The sequence below is a fragment of the Bacteroides sp. GD17 genome (genome assembly GCF_038448625.1).
GTDB lineage: Bacteria > Bacteroidota > Bacteroidia > Bacteroidales > Bacteroidaceae > Bacteroides.
Window position 1 is genome coordinate 48,273 of record NZ_JBCEZS010000006.1, and the last position, 21,678, is coordinate 69,950.

At 49.3% G+C, this 21,678-nt stretch carries 16 protein-coding genes; 11 read left to right on the top strand and 5 right to left on the bottom strand.

The features are described from left to right. Window position 1: 1 nt before the first annotated feature. Complete coding sequence (locus AAE250_RS11040) at window positions 2-2,737, bottom strand: SusC/RagA family TonB-linked outer membrane protein (protein WP_294600958.1); 2,736 nt, start codon at window positions 2,735-2,737, stop codon at window positions 2-4. Window positions 2,738-2,976: 239 nt separating this feature from the next. On the opposite strand from AAE250_RS11040, the gene AAE250_RS11045 reads away from it, so the two are divergent. Both AAE250_RS11045 and AAE250_RS11050 read left to right on the top strand, forming a co-directional pair. Continuing rightward, the gene (locus tag AAE250_RS11045) at window positions 2,977-5,823 is read left to right on the top strand and encodes a TonB-dependent receptor (RefSeq protein ID WP_294600960.1); all 2,847 of its coding nucleotides are present in this window, start codon (window positions 2,977-2,979) and stop codon (window positions 5,821-5,823) included. A 73-nt stretch (window positions 5,824-5,896) separates the two neighbouring features. Beyond that, window positions 5,897-6,730: a helix-turn-helix domain-containing protein gene (locus AAE250_RS11050; protein WP_294600963.1), complete on the top strand. Its 834-nt coding sequence runs from the start codon at window positions 5,897-5,899 to the stop codon at window positions 6,728-6,730. Between the two features lie 2 nt (window positions 6,731-6,732). Here AAE250_RS11050 and AAE250_RS11055 read toward each other — a convergent pair whose 3' ends face one another. Then, window positions 6,733-8,328: a heavy metal translocating P-type ATPase gene (locus tag AAE250_RS11055; protein ID WP_294600965.1), complete on the bottom strand. Its 1,596-nt coding sequence runs from the start codon at window positions 8,326-8,328 to the stop codon at window positions 6,733-6,735. Between the two features lie 201 nt (window positions 8,329-8,529). Here AAE250_RS11055 and AAE250_RS11060 point away from each other — a divergent pair, with 201 nt between their 5' ends. The 9 genes from AAE250_RS11060 to AAE250_RS11100 all read left to right on the top strand — a co-directional run bounded on the left by AAE250_RS11060 (window position 8,530) and on the right by AAE250_RS11100 (window position 19,009). Next, window positions 8,530-9,384: an RsiV family protein gene (locus tag AAE250_RS11060; RefSeq protein WP_294600967.1), complete on the top strand. Its 855-nt coding sequence runs from the start codon at window positions 8,530-8,532 to the stop codon at window positions 9,382-9,384. Window positions 9,385-9,389: 5 nt separating this feature from the next. Beyond that, a complete protein-coding gene (gene rsmG, locus AAE250_RS11065) occupies window positions 9,390-10,010 on the top strand; it encodes a 16S rRNA (guanine(527)-N(7))-methyltransferase RsmG (protein WP_294600969.1) in 621 nt (206 codons plus the stop codon). A gap of 52 nt (window positions 10,011-10,062) precedes the next feature. Further along, on the top strand, window positions 10,063-10,701 hold the full coding sequence (locus AAE250_RS11070) for an MBL fold metallo-hydrolase (RefSeq protein ID WP_294600971.1): 639 nt from the start codon (window positions 10,063-10,065) through the stop codon (window positions 10,699-10,701). Window positions 10,702-10,726: 25 nt separating this feature from the next. Further along, window positions 10,727-13,576, top strand: coding sequence for an aminomethyl-transferring glycine dehydrogenase (gene gcvP, locus AAE250_RS11075; RefSeq protein WP_294600973.1), 2,850 nt, complete (start codon window positions 10,727-10,729; stop codon window positions 13,574-13,576). A 219-nt stretch (window positions 13,577-13,795) separates the two neighbouring features. After that, window positions 13,796-14,467: a PAQR family membrane homeostasis protein TrhA gene (gene trhA / locus AAE250_RS11080; protein ID WP_294600975.1), complete on the top strand. Its 672-nt coding sequence runs from the start codon at window positions 13,796-13,798 to the stop codon at window positions 14,465-14,467. 99 nt (window positions 14,468-14,566) lie between these two features. Beyond that, a complete protein-coding gene (locus tag AAE250_RS11085; RefSeq protein ID WP_294600977.1) occupies window positions 14,567-15,403 on the top strand; it encodes an ATP-binding cassette domain-containing protein in 837 nt (278 codons plus the stop codon). Next, window positions 15,400-16,173 (top strand): hypothetical protein, encoded by a 774-nt coding sequence (locus AAE250_RS11090; RefSeq protein ID WP_294600979.1) that lies wholly within the window; start codon window positions 15,400-15,402, stop codon window positions 16,171-16,173. Before AAE250_RS11085 ends, AAE250_RS11090 begins: the two co-directional genes overlap by 4 nt. Before the next feature lie 6 nt (window positions 16,174-16,179). After that, window positions 16,180-16,548 carry a GntR family transcriptional regulator gene (locus AAE250_RS11095; protein WP_294600981.1) on the top strand — a complete coding sequence of 123 codons (369 nt, stop codon included), beginning with the start codon at window positions 16,180-16,182 and terminating at the stop codon, window positions 16,546-16,548. A 130-nt stretch (window positions 16,549-16,678) separates the two neighbouring features. Next, window positions 16,679-19,009: a TonB-dependent receptor gene (locus AAE250_RS11100; protein WP_294600983.1), complete on the top strand. Its 2,331-nt coding sequence runs from the start codon at window positions 16,679-16,681 to the stop codon at window positions 19,007-19,009. A 102-nt stretch (window positions 19,010-19,111) separates the two neighbouring features. On the opposite strand, the gene AAE250_RS11105 is transcribed toward AAE250_RS11100, so the two are convergent. From AAE250_RS11105 to AAE250_RS11115, 3 genes are all read right to left on the bottom strand, one after another. Next, window positions 19,112-19,675, bottom strand: coding sequence for a nitroreductase family protein (locus tag AAE250_RS11105; RefSeq protein ID WP_294600985.1), 564 nt, complete (start codon window positions 19,673-19,675; stop codon window positions 19,112-19,114). Between the two features lies 1 nt (window position 19,676). Continuing rightward, window positions 19,677-20,801 carry an HpaII family restriction endonuclease gene (locus AAE250_RS11110; protein WP_294600987.1) on the bottom strand — a complete coding sequence of 375 codons (1,125 nt, stop codon included), beginning with the start codon at window positions 20,799-20,801 and terminating at the stop codon, window positions 19,677-19,679. A gap of 252 nt (window positions 20,802-21,053) precedes the next feature. Then, window positions 21,054-21,656, bottom strand: a complete 603-nt coding sequence (locus tag AAE250_RS11115; protein ID WP_294600989.1) for an IMPACT family protein — start codon at window positions 21,654-21,656, stop codon at window positions 21,054-21,056. Window positions 21,657-21,678: the final 22 nt, after the last annotated feature.

Genomic DNA, 21,678 nt, shown 5'->3' on the forward strand with positions numbered 1-21,678 from the left:
TTTAGAAATTAATACTCAATCCTAACGTATAAGTCCGGGCAAGCGGATAATTCCGTTTATCATCCAGCCCCAAGGTATTGTTTACCGTAGAACTGTTTATCATAGGCGAGACACCGGAATAACCGGTGATGGTAGCCAGGTTGTTCACCGTAAAAGTCAGGCGCAGGTTCTGGATATACTTCTTTGTACGGCTGTGCAAGGGGACATTCCATCCTGCAGTTACGTAGTCAAAGTTGAGGTAATCTCCCCGTTCCAGCCAATAGTCCGTAGCCGTCTGGTCTTTGATATTAGCCTGCGGAGCACCTTTCATGACATTATAATCGGGGAAACTCCCCATATTCATATAGGTCAGTGAAGTGCCATTGTATATTTTATGTCCGAAGGCTCCGTTTATCTGTACCGAGAGGTCAAAGTCCTTATAGCGGAAACTGATATTGGAACCGACAAGCGCCTTCGGCATCGCCTGCCCGGCAATGTAACGATCTTCGCCGTCTTCCAGGCTTACGCCGCCGCCATTCAAATCGGCCACTTCATATTTATAGCCCCCGTTTCCATCCGAAACCATCCCGTTGCTACGCGGCAGATAAAACACACCGAGCGGCTGCCCCACAATCTGATAGACGATATGGTTGTAGCCTCCATGAAAACCGGCTCCATCCAGGCTGGAAATACTTTTGTATTGTGCTGCGCTGATATACTCACCGTCATACGATCCGCTCAAGGAAAGCAACTTATTCTGCTGGAACGACACGTTGGCATTGATATTCAGTTCCATATCTTCCGTTTTCAGAGGCGTCACGCCCACGGCTATCTCCACACCGGTGTTGCGCATGGAGCCGATATTTGCTACCAGCGTGTTATAAGTAAACGGCGGTACGCTTACGTTATAGGTATAAAGCATATCGGTAGTTTTGGAAAGATAATAGTTGGCAGAAAACAGCAGGCGGTTGCCGAACAGCGCCAAGTCAAAACCGGCATTGAGATTGTGTTTCACTTCCCACTTCAGATCGGGATTGGTATTGCGCAACTCACTCAAAGAAACCACTTGCGAACTCCCCACCGGCACCACTCCGTTGGGTTTTGCCAGCCGAAGGGTGGTATAAGAATCGATCCCGCTCTGGTTTCCCGCCAAACCATATCCGACACGGATTTTGAGATTATTCACTTGTGGAAACTGCTTCATAAACTCTTCCTGCGTCACATTCCAGGCTGCCGAAACAGAAGGGAAGAATCCCCATTTATGATTGCTTCCGAACTTGGAAGAAGCATCCCCACGGGCATTCACCGTCAGGATATAGCGGTCGGCATAGGTGTAATTGATACGTCCCATGAAAGAGGCAAGCCGGGTACGTTCGTAATAGGAGTTCGTGCCTTCCCACGGCCGCAAGGCGCCAGCCTGCAAATTATCATATCCGAATAAGTCGGAACTGAAATTGGTCACCGTCGTATAAAAGCCGGTAAAGTTCTCTTGCTGCGCTTCCGCCAAAGCCAACATATCTATGAAATGGCGTCCTACATGCTTCTGATAGGTCAGCATCGCATTTCCTACCAGCGATTCCGACTTCCGCACACCGCGGTAGGCCTGCCCGTGTGCCCATACACTGGTAGGCAGGTATTGGGAATTCTCTACCATATTATAGGAATAAGAACCGAAAAGCTGCAACTTCAAGTCCCGCGTGAAGTTCAGTTTCAGTTTGGCATAGGTGCTGATATGCGAAGAAGATTCCTTATCCTTCACCTCCATCCATGCCAGGGGATTGGTTATCTGGCTGGCATTGGTCACTCCGTCCCAACCGCCGTCGGCATTCTTATGATTAGGGAAGGTAGGGTTGAAGGCAGCTGCCGAATAGAATGTTTTTTGTTCATCCACCAGGTTGCGGTTATTCTGCACCGATCCGAACATGCCGACATCGCACTGTATAAATCCGTCGAACATCTTCTGAGTCATATTCATATTCGAAGTAAAATTGGTCAGTTTCTCATGCACTATCACCCCTTCCCTGCTCATAAATCCCAGAGACACACGATAACTCGATTCATCCCTTCCTCCATAGAAGGCTACATGATGGTCTTGCTGCAATCCGGTCTGTTGTATTTCTTTCTGGAAATCGGTATTGTTTCCCAAGTCGATAATAGATATTCCCTGCTGGTGTGCCACATTGCGATACTCGTTTGCCGACAGCATTTCAAGTTTCTTATAGGCAAGGGCAATGCCGAAGTTACCATTATAGCTCACCCTCGTTTTTCCTCTGATTCCTTTTTTGGTCGTTATCTCAATGACACCGGACGCACCGCGAGAACCGTATTGCGCCGTTTCGGAAGCATCCTTCAAGATGGTAAAGCTTTCTATATCCGTGGGATAGATAGAGGTAAGCATCGAGATATCACCAAACACACCGTCGACGATAATCAACGGATCATTTCCACTGGTCAGCGAAGTAGTTCCGCGAAGACGTACGGCATCGAGTGCTGCCGTTCCATTGGCCGCCCGGTGTATTGTTAAACCGGGCACTTTACCATAAATAGCCTCCAAAGGATTGGTAATCTGCTCTATTTTCAGTTGTTTACCCGTGAATTTCTCGACAAGGGAAGAAACATTCTTCTCACGTCCCACGGTATATCCGATAGTAATCAGTGAATCAGGAACAACAGCGGGCACCTCCTGTGCCTGTGCGCAAAATCCCGTCCATAGGGAGATGAAACATCCCGAGACGATAAATTTGTGACATAGTTTCATGGTTCTGTTTATTTGCAAGGTTAACACTTCTCAGTAATAACAAATCAGAAACGGAAATGTATCAGCGCATTGCAAAAAAAATGAATTATAGTCCAAAAAAAGAGCGCTTTTAAGTATATATCCAATTAAAATATTAAATTTGTGATACTAAAAACGAAAAATACACCTTGATAATCCGGTGTTATCTCACGTACTTTGCAAACATTCTGATATAGCTATTCACTAAAATATACAGACTTATGGAAAAAAGAATTCTGATAACGCTATTCGCAATGTTACTATTCAGCTTTTCTATTTCTGCCCAAACGCTGAAAGGGCATGTTTATGATGCCGCTACCAGTGAACCGCTGGTAGGCGCATCGGTCATTTACAAGCTGAAGGATACGCAAGGTGTGGTTACCGATATAAACGGTGCATACGAGATAAGTCTGCCGGTAGGCGGCGTAGACTTGGTCTTCAGTTACGTAGGATATGATGATGTACAGATGCCCATCGTCATCAACAAGGGAGACATCCTGCAGAAAGATGTCTACATGAAGGAAAGCACCAACCTGCTAGAGGACGTCGTGGTTTCGGCCGGACGCTTTGAGCAGAAGCTGAGTGATGTAACTGTCTCCATGGATTTGATCAAAGCCAGTGACATTGCCCGCCAGGCTCCCACCGACATCACCTCCACCCTGCAAACCATTCCGGGGGTAGACATCGTAGACAAACAACCCAGCATCCGCGGAGGTGGAGGATGGACATACAGCGTAGGCGCCCGCAGCCTGGTGCTGGTAGATGGCATGAGCGTGCTCAGCCCCCAGAACGGAGTCATCAACTGGAATGCCGTGCCACTGGAAAACGTGCAGCAAGTAGAAGTTATAAAGGGAGCATCCAGCGTACTCTACGGCTCGTCTGCACTGAACGGTATCATCAATATACGTACCGCCCGGCCGGGACTGACCCCGCAGACCCGCGTCAGCGCTTATGTAGGTATCTACGGCGACCCTGCCAACAGTGATTACCAATGGAGCGACAAGTCCCTCTGGAAAGAAGACAAATATCCGGTGAAGCCTTTGTTGCGCAACAGCCTTTTCAGCGGTGTGCGCAATCCTCTGTACGAAGGCTTCGACCTCACCCACTCCCGCCGCATCGGCAACTTCGACGTCAGCGGCGGACTGAATCTCTTCACGGACGAAGGCTACCGCCAGCAAGGCTATAACAAGCGTTTCCACATAAACGGCAACCTGACCTATTATCAGCCGGATATGGGAATGAACCTGATGAATTACGGTTTCAACGTAGATTTCCTGTCCAACAGGTATGGGGATTTCTTTATATGGCGTTCGCCAAGTGAAGCTTACCGCCCCTCTCCTTTCGCCAACATGGGACGCGAATCCAATACGTTCCGCATAGACCCGTTCTTCAACTTCACCAATCCGGAAAAAGGAATTTCTCACAAGGTAAAGGGACGCTTCTATTACAGTGCGGACAATCTGGCACGTCCTACACAATCGGCCTCCATCACCGACATCCTGGGCAATATGGGTACCGATGCACAAGTCATACAGAACATAGCCAACGGAGACTACACTGCCCTCCAACCCTTGATTTCGGGAGCACTCAAATGGGCGGTGAGCAATAATCTGAATGATTTGATCGACGGCGCTTTCGGCTCCCTCGGCAATATCTTCCCTACCGCAACCACCGCCGATTATTGCGACCTCATCTCCTGGGTGATGAACAACGGCCTGCCCTCCGACTTAGGCGGGTTGATGGATGGCAAACTCCCCAGCGACCTGATTCCCTGGCTCTCTAATGTATTGAACCCGGAACGCAACCAGCCCGCAACCAGAACGGACAAGAACTACGATTACTACCTCGACTACCAGTTCAACAAGAAATGGGACGGCGGCGCACAGATCACCACCGGACTTACTTATGAGCATATCCGTACTTTCTCAGGCGATACGGAAGAAGTGCATCAAAGCGATAACGTAGCCGCCTTCTTCCAATACGACCAGCGCTTCTGGGACCGCCTCAGTGTATCGGCCGGTGTACGCGGCGAATACTATCGGATAGACAAGCACTACCGGGAAGCCGACACAAAGGTATTCGGCACCAACATCCCTTTCCGTCCCGTATTCCGCGCCGGACTGAATTATCAGCTTGCCGACTACAGCTTCCTGCGCGCCAGCTTCGGGCAAGGTTACCGCAACCCGTCCATCACCGAAAAGTATCTGCGTAAGGACATCGGAGGTGTAGGCGTATATCCCAACTACAACGTACAGCCCGAAAAAGGTTTTAACGCCGAACTCGGTTTCAAGCAGGGATACAAGATCGGCAACCTGCAAGGTTTTGCAGACCTTGCCGCTTTCTATACGCAATACAAGGATATGGTGGAATTTCAGTTCGGCTTGTTCAACAACTCCGACCTGAGCATGATTAACAGTATAGACGATGCCATCCAGATGCTGAAAGACGGCAAAGGCTTCGGCATCGGGGCACAGTTCCACAACGTCTCCAAAGCACAGATTTATGGTATGGAAATCAGCACCAGCGGTATGTACACCTTCAACAAGAACACCAAGTTGCTCTACAATCTGGGATATGTATATACCGAACCACGCGATGCCGACTACAAGAAACGCAATGCCCTGGAAGACACCTACACCGACCCGCTCCAGATGAAAGAGAAGAGCAACGACGGCAAATACCTGAAGTATCGCCCGAAACACAGCTTCAAGGCCACCATGGACTTCCAATGGAAACGCATCAACGTAGGCGCCAACATAAACTGGAAGAGCAAGATGCTTGCCGTGGACTACATCATGCTGGACGAACGTGCCAAAGCCCAACGCGACCTGCTGGACTATGTACGTGGCATTCTCTTCGGTTACTCCGACGGAGAAACCCTGACCACCTACTGGAAAAAGCATAATACGGCTTATACCACAGTGGATATGCGCCTGGGTGTAAAGGCAACCAAAGAGGTTGCTTTCCAATTCATGATAAACAATCTGCTGAACAAGGAATACAGTTACCGCCCTATGGCAGTAGGTGCACCTCGCACATTCGTTGTTAAAATGGATGTAACATTCTAAAAAAACAGACGTTTTCCGTTACTTCTTATGAAAAAAGAATTACCTTTGTACGCAGTTAAAAACGACAAAGCGTATGGAATTTCCTCAAGTAGACTTGCCCGTCGACACGATTGCATGGACAGAAGTAACGGAAGACGTTTTAAATATATATAAGCAGTCATGCCGGCTGAAAGCTTGCATATTTGCACTCTGCTTAGAAGGTTCAATCAAAGTATCCATCAACCTGATGGACTCGGAAATCAAACAAGGTGACTTCATCACCCTGCTCCCCGGAACCATTATCCAGTTTTACGAACAAAAAGAGAAAGTACGCCTGGGATTCGTAGGTTTTTCATCCCATTGCCTCAACGGGGTTAACCTCATCCAATCTACCCTGCGCTCCTTTTCAACGATATTAGAGTATCCGGTGCTGACTGTCGAACCTACCGTCGCTTCTTACTTCAAAGATTATTTCGCATTACTGGCCCGTATCACCACCGGTCCCTATCCTCCTGATACCAGAACGGCACAGAATACGCTGAGCATGCTTCTTCAAGGCATAGACCGAATGTACAGCAATCGCCCGTACACACTGAAAAACACCAAGAACCGGAAAGAAGAGATATGCCGCGAACTGGTGCAGCTCGTCATAGAGAATTATACCCACGAACGCCGCGCACAGTTCTACGCGGACAAATTGGGTATCTCCTTGCAGCACCTCAGCACTACGGTAAAAGTTGTGACGGGAAAGAATGTGCTGGATATCATCGCCCATGTTGTCATCGTCGATGTGAAGGCCAAGCTGAAGTCTACGAATATGACGATCCAGGAGATTGCTTACTCACTGAACTTCCCCAGCGCCTCGTTCTTCGGCAAATACTTCAAGAGGCACATGGGTATGAGCCCGCTGGAATATAGAAACAGCTAACTTTACTTCAGGCTGTTGAGCGCAACAGATACGTATGAAAGTATCATCACAGCGCCTGCCAACATGGGAGTGAGCAGAATACCGTAAACGGGATAGAGCACTCCGGCGGCAACAGGTATACCTATCAGATTAAAGATGAATGCCCAGAACAGATTCTGATGCATCAGGCGGACTGTACGGCCGGACAACCGGAAAGCACGGGGCAGCAACAGCAAGTCCGAAGTCTTCAAGGTGACCATAGCCACATCCATATCAGTACCTTTACCCATCGCAATACTGATGTCGGCGCAAGCCAAGGCCTGCGAATCATTGACACCGTCGCCAACCATAGCAACCGTTCTACCTTGAAGCTGCAATTCACGGATAAAGTCTTCCTTATCGTCGGGCATGGCATCGGCTATAAACCGCATGATGCCCAGGCTGGAGGCTACGGAAGAAGCCGTGCGTTCACCGTCGCCGGTGAGCATACAGATTTCAACGTCCAGTTTGTGCAGTTCCTTGATGGCCCAAGAGGCGGTTGCTTTCAACTGATCCTTGATGGCAATAACGGCAAGCAACCTGCTTTCGCGTCCAAAGTATACAATGCTGTTGCCTTCCGACTCGTATTGCACCAGCATATCGCCCAGTACATCCGACAAATAGGCCTGGTAGTCCTTCAACAGTTTATGACTGCCCACCCAGTATTCAGCACCTTGATAAGATACTCTGATACCTTTTCCGATGATGTTCTCAAAGCCATCCAAAGCAACGGGAACCACGTGCTCCTCCTCCAAAGCAGCGACAATAGCCTCTGCCAAAGGGTGGTCGGATTCTTTTTCGGCAGCCAGCAATATATTCTTGAAATATTCTTCCTGTCCCTGCGCCCAGAGCCAGCCGGTAACGGTGGGATGCCCCTCGGTCAGTGTCCCCGTCTTGTCGAAAACTACGACGTCTACATTGCGCATCTGTTCCAAAGCCAAGGTATCTTTTATCAGGATATGGTTGTGGGCAGCCTTGTTTACACCGGACATCAAAGCAATGGGAGTAGCCAGGCCAAGTGTACACGGGCAAGCTATTATCAACACGGAAACAGCCGACAGCATGGCATGAGACAAGACATCCACTCCACCGAAGAAGATCCATATAAAGAAGGTAAGGACAGACACCACAAGGACAACGGGGATAAAGAGTTCGGCCACACGGTCGTCAATGCGTTGTTTCTCCGGAAAGACGCGGGATGCTCTGGGATATCCTTCTATCAGTTCCCCGGTCAGGACAAAGGCTATGATGAGAACGGTAACCGGATAATAGACATACGGTTCCATGCCGCGACTGTACATGTAATCGGGATAGAAGGTATTGAATACACTGAAAAGGAAAGCGACGGAGGTAGTGAGAGCTACCAGTCCATCTATGTTTTTACGTCCCAACCGTGTACGCTTCCAGGCACCGGTATAAAAAGGAGCGCAGAAAAACAGCAGTACGGGAAGTGCCAGTACCATCTGTATCTCGTTGGAATAAGGAAAATCTGTAAAGACAGTAGAAAACAGCAACAAGATGGCGGTCAGTACCCATGTACCGACAACGCGCATCTTGAAGTGATGATAATTATTGCTCATTCAATTCTTATTTAAACAGTTGTTCTTGTAACTATGCAACAACCGGAATGAGCAGTTTGTTCAATATATGGAAATGGATAGAAAGTTTTAACCGCTTGCCGGAATTAATTTTTCTTTTTTATGCATGCAGTTCGTTAATAAGTTCTATATTTGTCGATAAAGATTCTTGATTGAAATGTTGATTTATAAACGAAATTCAATATGAAAAAGCAAACTGTCAGCCTACTTGTCCTTCTGCTTGCGGCAAGCGGCTTTTTCTTTTCTTGCGGTAACACCGTGAACAAAAACGCAGGAGCGCTGGAGTTCGACAGCATACAGATAAATGAAACGGTACACCTCTTTGGAGATACCGCCAAGCCAGCCTGCAACATCGTTATCGACTTTACGTACGCCAGCAAGTCGTCCGACGTCAGATTGAAAGATAGCCTGAATACCTACTTCCTCTCCCTTTGCTTCGGCGATAAATACATGACGATGACACCCGAAGAAGCTGTAAAGAAATATACCGAGAAATATATCAGCGATTATCGGGGCGACCTCGAACCGATGTACAAGAAAGATGAGCAGGACAAGGAAAATGAAAGCAGCATAGGAGCCTGGTACTCGTACTACAAATACATCCGGAGCCATGTGCAACTCTATACCAAGCATCTGTTAGTGTACCGCTACCGCTACGAAGAGTTCACCGGTGGTGCCCACGGCATCTACATGACCACCTTCCTCAACATGGACTTGCGCACGTTAGCTCCCCTCCGCCTGGACGATTTGTTCGTCAGCGACTACGAAGAACCCCTGACCGACTTGCTATGGAACCAACTGATGGCAGACAATAAAGTAGCCACCCGCCAGGAACTGGAAGATATGGGCTACGCCACCACCGGCGAGCTGGCACCGACCGAGAACTTCTACCTCAGCAAAGAAGGCATCACCTTTTATTATAATGTATACGACATTGCACCATACGTAATGGGACCGGTACAAATCACCCTTCCGTACGAGATGGTACAACACCTGCTGAGCGACGATTCAATGATTTTAAACGAAGTAAAAGAATAAGCAATATGGAAATCATCAGCAAATACTTTCCTGACCTGACAGAGGAACAGAAAAAGCAGTTTGCCGCACTCTACGATCTTTATCTGGACTGGAACTCCAAGATAAACGTCATTTCGCGTAAAGATATCGAAAACCTATACGAGCACCATGTGCTCCACTCACTGGGCATTGCCAAAGTTATCAACTTCAGACCGGGTACAAAAGTCATGGACCTTGGCACCGGCGGAGGATTTCCGGGCATTCCCCTTGCCATCCTCTTCCCCGAAGTGAAGTTCCACCTGGTGGACAGCATCGGCAAGAAAGTGCGCGTAGCTACCGAAGTGGCAAACAGCATCGGGCTGAAGAACGTTACTTTCCGCCATGCCCGCGCCGAAGAAGAGAAGCAGACGTTCGACTTCGTCGTAAGCCGTGCCGTAATGCCACTGACCGATTTACTCAAGATTATCCGCAAGAACATCTCTACCAAGCAGCAGAACTCCCTGCCCAACGGACTGATTTGCCTGAAAGGCGGCGAGCTGGGACAAGAAGCAATGCCCGTCAAGAACAAGACCACCATGTGGGACTTGAAGGATTTCTTTGAGGAAGAGTTCTTTGAAACCAAGAAAGTGGTGCATGTAGGAAACTGAGTCCCGAACTATTAAAATCTAAAATCATAAATCTAAAATCATAAATCTTATCATGAAGATAAAGAGATTTGAATTTAATATGTTCCCGGAGAACTGCTACGTACTTTGGGACGAAACCAACGAGGCGGTGGTCATTGACCCCGGCTGCTTCTACGAAGAGGAGAAGCAGGCTCTGAAGAACTTTATCATCAAGAATGAACTGAACGTGAAGCACCTGCTGAACACGCACCTGCACCTGGACCATATCTTCGGTAATCCTTTCATGCTGAAAGAATTCGGACTGAAAGCCGAAGCCAACCAGGCAGACGAGTTCTGGATTGACGAAGCTCCGAAGCAGAGCCGCATGTTCGGCTTTCAGTTGCAGGAGCCGCCCGTACCGCTGGGAAGTTACCTGCACGACGGCGATATCATCACCTTCGGCAATACCAAACTGGAGGCTATCCACGTACCGGGACACTCACCGGGCAGTCTGGTGTTTTATTGTGCGGCAGACCACTGCATGTTCTCAGGCGACGTACTGTTCCAGGGAAGCATCGGCCGCGCCGACCTTGCCGGTGGAAACTTTGACGAACTGATAGACCATATTTGCAGTCGTCTGTTCGTGCTTCCCAACGACACCATTGTCTATCCGGGACACGGGGCACCGACAACAATCGGAATTGAGAAAGCGGAGAATCCGTTCTTTAGATAAACATTAAACTTAAATATATACAGTCATGAAAAACGACCTATTGGCCTGCCGCCACATCGGCATCAGCAAACAAGACGAGGCACAGATGCTCCGCAAAATCGGAGTGAACAGCCTGGACGAGCTGATAGATAAAACCATTCCTGCCAACATCCGCCTGAAAGAGCCGTTGGCTTTGCCCGAAGCTATGACCGAATACGAGTTCGGACAGCACATTGCAGGACTGGCTGCCAAAAACAAACTTTATGCCACCTACATCGGCATGGGCTGGTACAACACCATCACCCCCGCCGTGATCCAGCGGAATGTGTTCGAGAATCCCGTATGGTACACTTCCTACACTCCCTACCAGACCGAGGTATCACAAGGACGCCTCGAAGCCCTGATGAACTTCCAGACCGCCGTATGCGACCTCACCGGCATGCCGCTTGCCAACTGCTCCCTGCTGGACGAAGCAACTGCCGCCGCCGAAGCCGTAACCATGATGTACGCCCTGCGTCCCCGTGCTATGCAGAAATCGGGAGCGAACGTAGTGTTTGTAGACGAAAACGTCTTCCCGCAGACTCTGGCAGTAATGACTACCCGCGCCATTCCGCAAGGCATCGAGCTCCGCACGGGCAAATACAGTGAACTGGAGCTTACCCCGGACATCTTTGCCTGCGTACTGCAATATCCCAATGCTTGCGGAAATGCAGAAGATTACCGCGCTTTTGTAGAAAAAGCCCATGCGGCAGAATGCAAAGTTGCCGTTGCCGCCGATATCCTGAGCCTTGCCCTGCTCACCCCTCCGGGAGAATGGGGAGCCGACATCGTCTTCGGAACCACCCAGCGCCTGGGAACTCCGATGTTTTACGGCGGTCCGTCGGCAGCTTACTTTGCCACACGCGACGAGTACAAGCGCAATATGCCAGGACGCATCATCGGCTGGTCCAAAGACAGATACGGAAAGATGTGCTACCGCATGGCTCTGCAAACCCGCGAGCAACACATCAAGCGGGAAAAGGCAACCTCCAACATCTGTACCGCGCAAGCGCTGCTGGCAACCATGGCAGGCTTCTATGCCGTGTATCACGGACCGGAAGGCATACGCACCATCGCAGGACGCATCCACAGCATTGCCGTATACCTGGAAAAGATTATCAACGGACTGGGCTACAAGCAAGTCAACACACAGTATTTCGATACCCTGCGCTTCGCTCTGCCCGACACCATTTCGGCACAACAGATACGTACCATCGCTCTGAGCAAAGAAGTGAACCTACGTTACTTCAAGAACGGCGATGTAGGAATGAGCATCGACGAAACCACAGACGTGGCAGCCGCCAACGTACTGGTATCTATCTTCGCCATCGCCGCCGGACAAGACTGGACGAAAGTGAGCGATATACCGGAGAGCTGCATTATCAGCAATGAGCTGAAGCGCCAAAGTGCCTACCTGACGCACGAGGTATTCAACAAATATCATACGGAAACGGAAATGATGCGCTACATCAAGCGCCTCGACCGCAAAGATATCTCTCTGGCACACTCCATGATTTCCCTCGGTTCGTGTACCATGAAGCTGAATGCAGCCGCAGAAATGTTGCCCCTCAGCCGTCCGGAATTTATGGGAATGCACCCGCTGGTACCCGAAGACCAGGCAGAAGGTTACCGCGAACTAATACGCAACCTCAGTGAAGAACTGAAGATAATCACCGGCTTTGCCGGCGTCAGCCTGCAACCGAACTCCGGTGCGGCAGGCGAATATGCAGGACTTCGTGTGATCCGTGCCTACCTTGAAAGCATCGGACAAGGACACCGCAGCAAGGTATTGATACCGGCATCCGCACACGGAACCAATCCGGCATCTGCCATCCAGGCAGGCTTCTCCACCGTGACTTGTGCCTGCGACGAACAAGGCAATGTAGACATGGCCGACCTTCGCGCCAAAGCAGAAGAGAACAAGGATGACCTTGCCGCTCTGATGATCACCTATCCCTCTACACACGGCATCTTCGAAACGGAGATCGTAGAAATCTGCAACATCATCCACGCTTGCGGTGCGCAGGTATATATGGACGGTGCCAACATGAATGCGCAGGTAGGCTTGACGAATCCCGGCTTTATCGGGGCGGACGTATGCCACCTGAACCTGCACAAAACGTTTGCTTCGCCTCACGGTGGCGGCGGACCGGGCGTAGGCCCTATCTGTGTGGCCGAGCACCTGGTGCCGTTCCTGCCGGGACACAAGATGTTCGGCAATGCGGCCAATCAGGTAGCCGGTGCTCCGTTCGGCAGTGCAGGCATTCTGCCCATCACCTACGGGTACATCCGCATGATGGGAACGGAAGGGCTGACACGTGCCACGAAGATAGCCATCCTGAGTGCCAATTACCTGGCTGCGTGCCTCAAAGACACATACGGCATCGTTTATCGGGGTGCCACCGGCTTCGTAGGTCACGAAATGATTCTGGAATGCCGTAAGGTACACGAAGAAACAGGAATCAGCGAGAATGACATCGCCAAGCGTCTGATGGACTACGGCTACCATGCTCCCACCCTCTCCTTCCCCGTTCACGGCACGCTGATGATAGAACCGACAGAAAGCGAAAGTCTGTCCGAACTGGATAATTTTGTCAACGTAATGCTGACCATCTGGGAAGAAATCCAGGAAGTGAAGGAAGGCAAAGCAAACAAGGAGGACAACGTATTGGTAAATGCTCCGCATCCCGAATACGAAGTCGTTGCCGATAACTGGGAACACAGTTACACCCGCGAAAAGGCCGCATATCCGATAGAGAGTGTCAGAGAAAACAAGTTCTGGGTAAACGTAGCCCGTGTAGACAATACGCTGGGCGACCGGAAACTGCTTCCTACATGCTACGGATGCTTTGACTAAAACATATCAATTCCCCCTTCCGCATACTGACTCCTACAAACAAAGGATTTAAGTACCACGGAAGGGGGATTTTTCAAGACAGAAAAACAGATGATGCATTGAGGCAAAACACATCATCTGTTATACCCAAACAGATGGTCTGTTTCACCCAAACGTACCATCTGTTTTACCTCAATACATCATCTGTTTCTTTCAAAGACAAAAAGCTGTAACCCAAAGATGAATACAACTGAAAAGAAAAAACGTCACGGCCTCTTCTACAGCCGAGGCGAAGAAAGCGTCAACTCCATATCTCACGGCATAGGCATTGCTATGGGAGTGGCGTTCGGCACGCTATTCCTCTTGAAATGTCATCAGATTCAGGACCCGTGGGCTACATTCGGTATATGGCTCTACCTCTTCGGAATGGGCGGTTCGTACATTGCCTCTACACTCTACCACGCTATGAAGCATCACAGTCCGTGGAAACGGCGCTTGCGGCATTGGGACCATGCAGCCATCTACTGGCACATTGCGGGCAGCTTCTCACCCATCACACTCACTGTCCTTCGGGACGAAGCCGCTTGGGGATGGGGACTGTTCGGCTTCGTCTGGTTCTGCGCGATTATCGGTACAATCGTCAGCTTCCGCAAGATGGAAGAACACAGTCACATAGAAACCGTGTGCTTCATTGTCATGGGATTGTCCATACTGGCTGTTTTCAAAGCACTGTTTGCCATTGCCGAAACTTCCTGCTACTGGATTATTGCCGAAGGAGTCTGCTACATCACCGGAACGCTATTCTACTCTTTCCGCCACATACGCTACATGCATTCAGTCTTCCATTTCTTCGTATTGGCAGGTTCAGCATGCCATCTGGTAGCGATATGGTATGTACTGGAGATGCTATAGCAGCGTTAAAACACGTTAATAATCACCTACAATCCTTGCTTTTCTGCTTTACATCCCATACGTTTGTAGTGTTGTACACAAGTGCAACACTACAACAAGATGATACAGACAGAGAATTTAAGCTATGGCTACAAGCCTAAACAACCTATTTTCAACGATATATCGTTGCAGATAGGTGCCGGCATTTACGGTCTGCTGGGTGAGAATGGTGCAGGAAAGACGACACTGCTACACCTCCTTTGCGGACTTCTCTTTCCCCAACAAGGTACTTGCCTCATAGACGGAGAAAATCCGGCACTGCGCCGTCCCCAATTACTGACCCGCTACTTCTTCCTGCCCGAAGAAATGGAAATGCCTGCCGAAAGTATCCGCCAGTTCGCACGGAAGCATTCCGTATTCTATCCCCTTTTCAGCCAAAGGGACTTTGAACAGAACCTTGAAGAACTGCGTGTAGATGGCAATCAGGAACTATCCGCCATCTCCTACGGACAGCAGAAGAAGGCGATGCTGGCGTATGTACTGGCCCTGCACACTCCCCTGACACTGCTGGACGAACCGACCAACGGACTGGACATTTCTGCCCGACAAGCCTTGAAACACATCATCACCCGTAGTGTGGACGATGAGAGTACCCTGCTCATCTCCACCCACCAGGCACATGATTTTGAGAACCTGCTGGAGCATCTCATCATCCTCGGCGAAGGAGAAATGATACTGGACCAATCCATAGACGGCATCAGCGAACGTCTGCTCTTCGTCCATACGGACAGTCTTCCCCGAAACAGCATATACAGCGAACAGAGCCTGCAAGGTTACTTCGCGATACTTCCCAATACAGAGGGTCAAGAGAATACGCCGGACATCGAACTGCTGTACAAGGCAATGCTGCAAGAACCGGAAATGATAAAAGAACTATTTAAAGACAGAAAAGTATGAATGCAACTTTCAACCTGAAACGCTTCCTGCTGCTGGAACGGTATGAAAAACAAGAGACGGGAAGGCATCTGCTGCAAACCGCCGGCATCATTCTCGGCATCTGCCTGCTCTGCATGATGTACGACATCAACCGGGGTGGAAGCCTCCAGGACCACCAGACACAAGGTGCCTTCATCTGGAAATACGTGATGTGGTTTCTCTGCGCCGCCCCCTGTGTATTGGAGAAGAATATCACCAAGGATAACTCCACCACCTATCTGCTGCTGCCGGCATCTGCTTTCGAGAAGTTCCTGCATCTTTGGATAAAATATTATTTCATGCTGCCCGTGCTGAGTATCTTACTATTGTCCGTACTGAAAGGAATCTTCGCACTGACGGGCATCGAATTCTTGCAATACTTCGGGAATGCCATTATGCTGCACGAAGTGCACGAAGACCAGATACTGTTTCTATGCCTGCTGCAAGGCATCTTCTTTGCAAGTTGCATCGGCTTCAAGCAGAAGAAACTTCTCAAGGCTTTCGCAGCATTCTGCCTCAGCATACTGCTATGTTTCGGCATTGTAGGACTACTGAGTCTGGTTATATACCACAACACGGTGGACAGCCAGCAGTACTGGATGAACAGCATCATCTCTTTTCCGACTTATAACTTCCCGGTATCTCCTGCAACAGAAGCCATCGTCAACTTCTGCAACTATGCCGCACCGGCAACGTTCATCGTCGGAATATGGATATCGAGCTATTTCTTATTGAAAGAGAAACAACTGTAGACGCGTATGGACTTCAAAACCAATAAACCGATATACCAACAGATCGTAGACTTCTGTTTCGGCAAGATACTCACCCGGGAGTGGCAGGCGGAAGAACGGGTGGTATCGGTTCGCGAACTCTCCACGCAACTCGCAGTGAACTCGCGCACCGTACTGAAGGCTTACGAATACCTGCAAGCGGAAGGAATTATTTACCCCGAACGGGGAATGGGCTACTACCTGTCGCGGGACGCCGTACGACGGGTCATGAAAATACAGAAGAAGGAATTCTTCGATAACCAACTGACCGAAACATTCCACATCATGGACCTGCTGGGAGTCAGTATTGAAGAGATAACGGAACGGTATAACAATTATAAAAAGGAAAGTACATGAAACGACATGCAAAGACTGCACTGTGGATTACGTTCGGACTACTCTTTGGCCTCATCACCGTCAAGGTACTCCTGCTGATGCTCGCAATGAGTTCCGCACTGCATAGTATTCACTGATAATACAGAAAGATATGAAAACAAAACTTTTATCCTTACTGCTGCTTTTGTCGGTACTCAGTACGCAAGCGCAAAATATCTACATCAAAGGACGCATCACGGAAACCTCGCAACAGCCCGTCGTAGCAGCCAACGTATCGTTATGGACCACAGACTCCACCCTCGTGACCGGTGTTACCTCGGACGGAGAAGGCCGGTTCACCCTCAACAAGCTCAAGCAGGGAGACTATCGCCTGTCCGTTTCGTTCATCGGCTATCGGAATGAGAATATCCTGCTGAAGCTGAACAAGAGTGTAAACCTGGGCGACATTCCCTTGGAAGAAGATGCCGTCAGCCTGGGCGAAGTAACCGTATCGGCAAGCAACGTGCTGCAACGGGTAGACAGGCAGATTATCCTCCCCAGCGAGAGCCAGGTGAAGCGTTCGTTCGGAGCCTACGACTTGCTGAACACCCTTGGCATTGCCCGCCTGCAAGTGGATAAACTGAGCAACAGCATGTCCATAAGCGGAGGAGGAGCCGTACAGACACGCATCAACGGTATCAAAGTGACGGACAAAGAGATAGCCGCCGTAAGGGCTAAGGATGTGCTGCGCGTGGAATTCATCGAAGATCCGGGCAAGCAATACGGTGACGAAGAACTGGGCGCGGTAGTCAACATCATCCTGCGCCAACGGGAAACGGGAGGAATGGTAAACTTCCAACTCTCCGACTCGCCGCACCGGGTATGGGGAGAAAACTTCCTGACTGCCAAATTCAACTATAAGAATTCCGAATGGGGCATTGACTACTTCAACAAGAACGGCAAATATCATTCCCGGCTGGAATCGCACGAGTCATTCTTCCTGGGCGACCGCACCATAAACCGCATAAAGGAAGGTATACAGGACGAATCGCCTTCGTTCAACACCACCAACAATGTGAATCTGACGTACAACCTGACCAAACCGGACAAGTATGTGTTCAACGCTATTCTGCGAAACAACATTTACAACGCACCTTATGCCAAAGAACTGAATAAAATGTGGGCGGAAGGCACTACGGATTACATCTATTCGTACGTCAACAACCATTCGTCCAGCTATTCGCCCGCCCTCGACCTTTACTTCCAGCATACCCTGCCCCACCAGCAGAGTATCCAACTGAACGTAACAGGAACACTGATCCACAGCACCAACAACCGGAAATATAAAGAATACCGGGACGAAAACAACCCGCTGGCAGATATCCAAACGCTGGTAGACGGTGACAAACGCTCCATCATCGGCGAAGCCATCTATGAAAAAAGCTTCAAGAATGTGAAGTTGAGCGGAGGCGCACGCCACTACCAAATGAGAACGGAGAACGAATACAAGGGTTCCAATCCCACTACTTCGAAGATGGACCAATCGCAGACATCGGCTTTCTTTGAGGTACAAGGCAAGATGAAAGATTTAAGCTATGCCGGAAGCGTAGGTATGACGCGCGCCTGGTTCAAGGAAGGCGCCGAAGACCATACTTACTATACGTTCACTCCTACCGTACGGTTGAGTTATAACCTGAAGAAAGCCGGCTTCCTGCGCTATCGGTTCAACATCAGCCCGTCCATACCGTCGCTCGGTTCGCTGACGGACGTAGAGCAGGCCATGGATACACTGCAAATCGTGCGCGGTAATCCGTTGCTGAAAACGTTCCAGCAGTTCACGAACTCGCTGTCGTACAGCTATTCGATAAAGAAATTCAATGCCAATCTGAGCGTACGCCACCAATACTACGACAGCCCTATCATGGAGAGTGTCTTTGTAGAGAACGGCAAACTGATTCTGATGGATGAAAACCAACGGTCGTTCCAAAGCCTGAATACTGAACTGATGGTAGGGACAAACGGCACGGACTTGTTCGGACTGAAAGACTTCCTGACACTGTATGCTTCGGCAGGATTCACGCGCAGTTGGTCGGAAGGACTGGACTACAGTCACACTTACAACAACTTCTATTACGGCTTGATGGTAGATTTGCAATACAAAAGTTTCTCACTGGGCGGACAGTTCCGCAAGGTAGAAAACGCTTTTTATGGAGAAACGATCAAGAAGAACGAGAACCAGGTGGCATTTATAGCCATGTACACCAAAAAGAACTTGCAGGTGGGATGCGGCGTGATGTTCCCGTTCACCAATAACTATAAGACGGGCAAAGAGCGCGTCAGCGAAGTAGCTCCCTTCCGTTCCGATACATTTGTAAAGGAGACGGGACGGATGTTCATACTCCGCGTAGGATATTCATTCGAGTTCGGCCGCAGACACAAGGCAGGAAACAAGGGATTGAACAATACGGATACTGATAACGGTATTATTAATATGCAGAGATAAATAAAGCCCAAAGGGAGGTGAAAGAATTATACTAAATGCTTCACGTATAATTTATTAATTACCTATATATGCACCTCCCTGCGGGCTTTTTTGTACTCTCTGCTACCGGATGATAGTCACCGTACCTTCCGCCAATTTCTTCTCTTTCATCGGAGCACCTTCAGGGGCATAACCCAGGGCGGCACAACCATACACGCGGTGAGTCTCGGGTACACCGATTTTCGTAAGGAATGCGCGTACCTCAGCATCATCGCACGTCTGTCCCGGTTGGTTGATCCAGCACGAACCGATGCCGAGAGACTTGGCAGCAAGGAAGATATTCTGCATAGCGCAACCGCAATCCATAGGTGCCCACCAACGGGAAGGATCATTGGAAACGATGATCAATGTCGGGGCATGATAGTAGCAGCAATACGTCTCACTATTTCCGCGTTCCTGCAAATGGACGTCATCACTTTTGGCAAAAGCGCCTTTTACCTTCTCGTTCAACTCTGCCAGCACAGCGGCATCCTGAATGGCAGTAAAGTGCCAGGTCTGAAAGTTCATTCCGTTGGGAGCATAAGTGGCAGCTTCCAAAATCCGGTTCAAATCTTCTACGGAAACTTGTTGTTCCGTATAGGCACGCACACTACGGCGTGACTTGATGGTCTTTAATACTTCGTTCATATCATCTTTTAATCAATCCTATCTTCACATTCAGTTTGAAATAATACACTCCGTTCTCGCGTTCCAGGAAACCGTACTTATCCTTGTCCACCGAACTCTTTTCGAAACGGGTATTCTGATAAAGGAAGTCCGCAAAGACTTGGCGTTCTGATTTGTGATAGCAGAGAACTTCACCGTTACCGTCCGTCAGGAAGATACCTTCGACGGCAGAGTCCGTACCATTATAAATCTTGGCAGGGCGCATACCCAAGGCAAGTGCCAGCAAGAACTGTTTCATCTTAAACTCATAGAAACCGTGTTTGTTTATCAATTCATCCTTTATCTTCAAGGGATTCATTTCCTTGATGCGCTCCGTCAGTTCGCTGACGCGGGTAATGCCGTCCAGGTGCATAATGCGCACCATCTCTGCCAGCATGCGGGGAAAGTGGAGGTCTATCATCAGCAGATTGCATCGGAATACGCGGTCGGCTACATCGGCATACTTCAACACACCGCCCAAACGCTCTATCATCAACATCCGCTCGGCAACTTCGGTGGGAGATTCCGGCAAGGCATTCACCTTGTTGACGGTGGGCACGGCAAACTTCACACCGCTCTGCTCCAGTTTCAGATTGGCAGTACGTCCGCCATCCAGCAACGGAGCCATGGGGCTGAGGCGGCAACGGACGCTAAAACCCGTCAACGGAGCCTCGGAATGCCAGAAAGCAACGGAGAAATCAGTGCGGTCCTCAGTCTTGGACTCCAGATCGTAGATGTTGACGGCATCGAGAAAGGCTTCCAATCCTTCGGAAACTTCAATTTCTTCGCCCGGCACATTCTTCAGCTGGTAAAGAATAAGCTCTGCCGCATCTCCGAAGTCCTGACGCGGAAAGCGTTGTTCTTCCTTATCGCCGACAACGAATGTACCGTCTTTCTCTGTCGTACCGCTAACAATGCGTATTTCTTCCTTTTCAATATAGTAACGGCGTGTACCGTCATGTTCTTCCCTCTGTATCAGTGCAATGGGCCGATACTTCGTTTCATCCTTCTGCGCTTTCGGTGTACCCATCGGTACTTTCCCGTCGGCCAGCAGCCGAAAGAATGTATAGAGTTCACCTAACTCACGTTTGGTCGCTTCAAATGCCATATCAAACTTGTTCTATTATTAAATTAAACTATTTACATACACATATCGGATGAAAGTCCATCCGCACTTTGTGAACATCCGTTCGCACTGCGCGAATACATATTCAAGCACTGCGAATATCCGTTCGCAAGCTTTGAACAGAGAATAGTTACTAAAGAAAAGAAGTTTTCTCCTTATTCTCTGAACTTTTTCTCTTAATGCCGAGGCACTTTTCTTTTAACCCAAGCATCACGGAAGCACCCGATAATAACTTTATGCTTCTTCAAAACGTAAAGTTTCTACTTTCTCCAGCCGTGCCCGCAACTTCGGCATCATGGACTTGCGGATGCGAAGCACCATACGGCAATCCATGTCGTACGATTGTTCCAGTATCTCCGGCTCCTCTTCCTTCACCACACGCATCACATCGTTCATCATGGGATATTCAAAAAGAAAAGCGACGGTTTCATCTACTGTCTTCTCTATAATCGTAGCGGCAGCTATAGCCTCGGCAGCAGCTGCTTTATAGGCAACAATCAGTCCGCTTGTACCCAACTTGATGCCTCCGAAATAACGGACTACGATAATCAGAATGTCCGTCAGTTCATTGGAGTTGATTTGTCCAAGGATGGGTTTGCCTGCCGTGCCGGAGGGTTCTCCGTTGTCATTGGCACGGAAGTCTTTGCGTTCGGCCCCCAGCATATAGGCATAGCACGCGTGGCGGGCATCGTAATACTTCTTTTGATAAGTTTCCAGATGCGCTTTCACTTCTTCGACCGTACGCACCGGCAGAGCGATAGCGATAAACTTGCTACGCTTCTCTGTGTAAATTCCCTCGGATGGGGCGGTAATGGTTTTATACGTATCTTCGCTCATGCTGCAAATATACTCAGTTTTC

Excerpts from the sequence above, each read along its gene's own strand:
- AAE250_RS11040 (WP_294600958.1), bottom strand. The coding sequence starts at position 2,737 with ATGAAACTATGTCACAAATTTATCGTCTCGGGATGTTTCATCTCCCTA.
- AAE250_RS11055 (WP_294600965.1), bottom strand. The coding sequence starts at position 8,328 with ATGAGCAATAATTATCATCACTTCAAGATGCGCGTTGTCGGTACATGG.
- trhA (WP_294600975.1), top strand. The coding sequence starts at position 13,796 with ATGAATACAACTGAAAAGAAAAAACGTCACGGCCTCTTCTACAGCCGA.
- gcvP (WP_294600973.1), top strand. The coding sequence starts at position 10,727 with ATGAAAAACGACCTATTGGCCTGCCGCCACATCGGCATCAGCAAACAA.
- AAE250_RS11105 (WP_294600985.1), bottom strand. The coding sequence starts at position 19,675 with ATGAACGAAGTATTAAAGACCATCAAGTCACGCCGTAGTGTGCGTGCC.
- AAE250_RS11070 (WP_294600971.1), top strand. The coding sequence starts at position 10,063 with ATGAAGATAAAGAGATTTGAATTTAATATGTTCCCGGAGAACTGCTAC.
- AAE250_RS11045 (WP_294600960.1), top strand. The coding sequence starts at position 2,977 with ATGGAAAAAAGAATTCTGATAACGCTATTCGCAATGTTACTATTCAGC.
- AAE250_RS11085 (WP_294600977.1), top strand. The coding sequence starts at position 14,567 with ATGATACAGACAGAGAATTTAAGCTATGGCTACAAGCCTAAACAACCT.
- rsmG (WP_294600969.1), top strand. The coding sequence starts at position 9,390 with ATGGAAATCATCAGCAAATACTTTCCTGACCTGACAGAGGAACAGAAA.
- AAE250_RS11060 (WP_294600967.1), top strand. The coding sequence starts at position 8,530 with ATGAAAAAGCAAACTGTCAGCCTACTTGTCCTTCTGCTTGCGGCAAGC.
- AAE250_RS11095 (WP_294600981.1), top strand. The coding sequence starts at position 16,180 with ATGGACTTCAAAACCAATAAACCGATATACCAACAGATCGTAGACTTC.
- AAE250_RS11090 (WP_294600979.1), top strand. The coding sequence starts at position 15,400 with ATGAATGCAACTTTCAACCTGAAACGCTTCCTGCTGCTGGAACGGTAT.
- AAE250_RS11100 (WP_294600983.1), top strand. The coding sequence starts at position 16,679 with ATGAAAACAAAACTTTTATCCTTACTGCTGCTTTTGTCGGTACTCAGT.
- AAE250_RS11115 (WP_294600989.1), bottom strand. The coding sequence starts at position 21,656 with ATGAGCGAAGATACGTATAAAACCATTACCGCCCCATCCGAGGGAATT.
- AAE250_RS11110 (WP_294600987.1), bottom strand. The coding sequence starts at position 20,801 with ATGGCATTTGAAGCGACCAAACGTGAGTTAGGTGAACTCTATACATTC.
- AAE250_RS11050 (WP_294600963.1), top strand. The coding sequence starts at position 5,897 with ATGGAATTTCCTCAAGTAGACTTGCCCGTCGACACGATTGCATGGACA.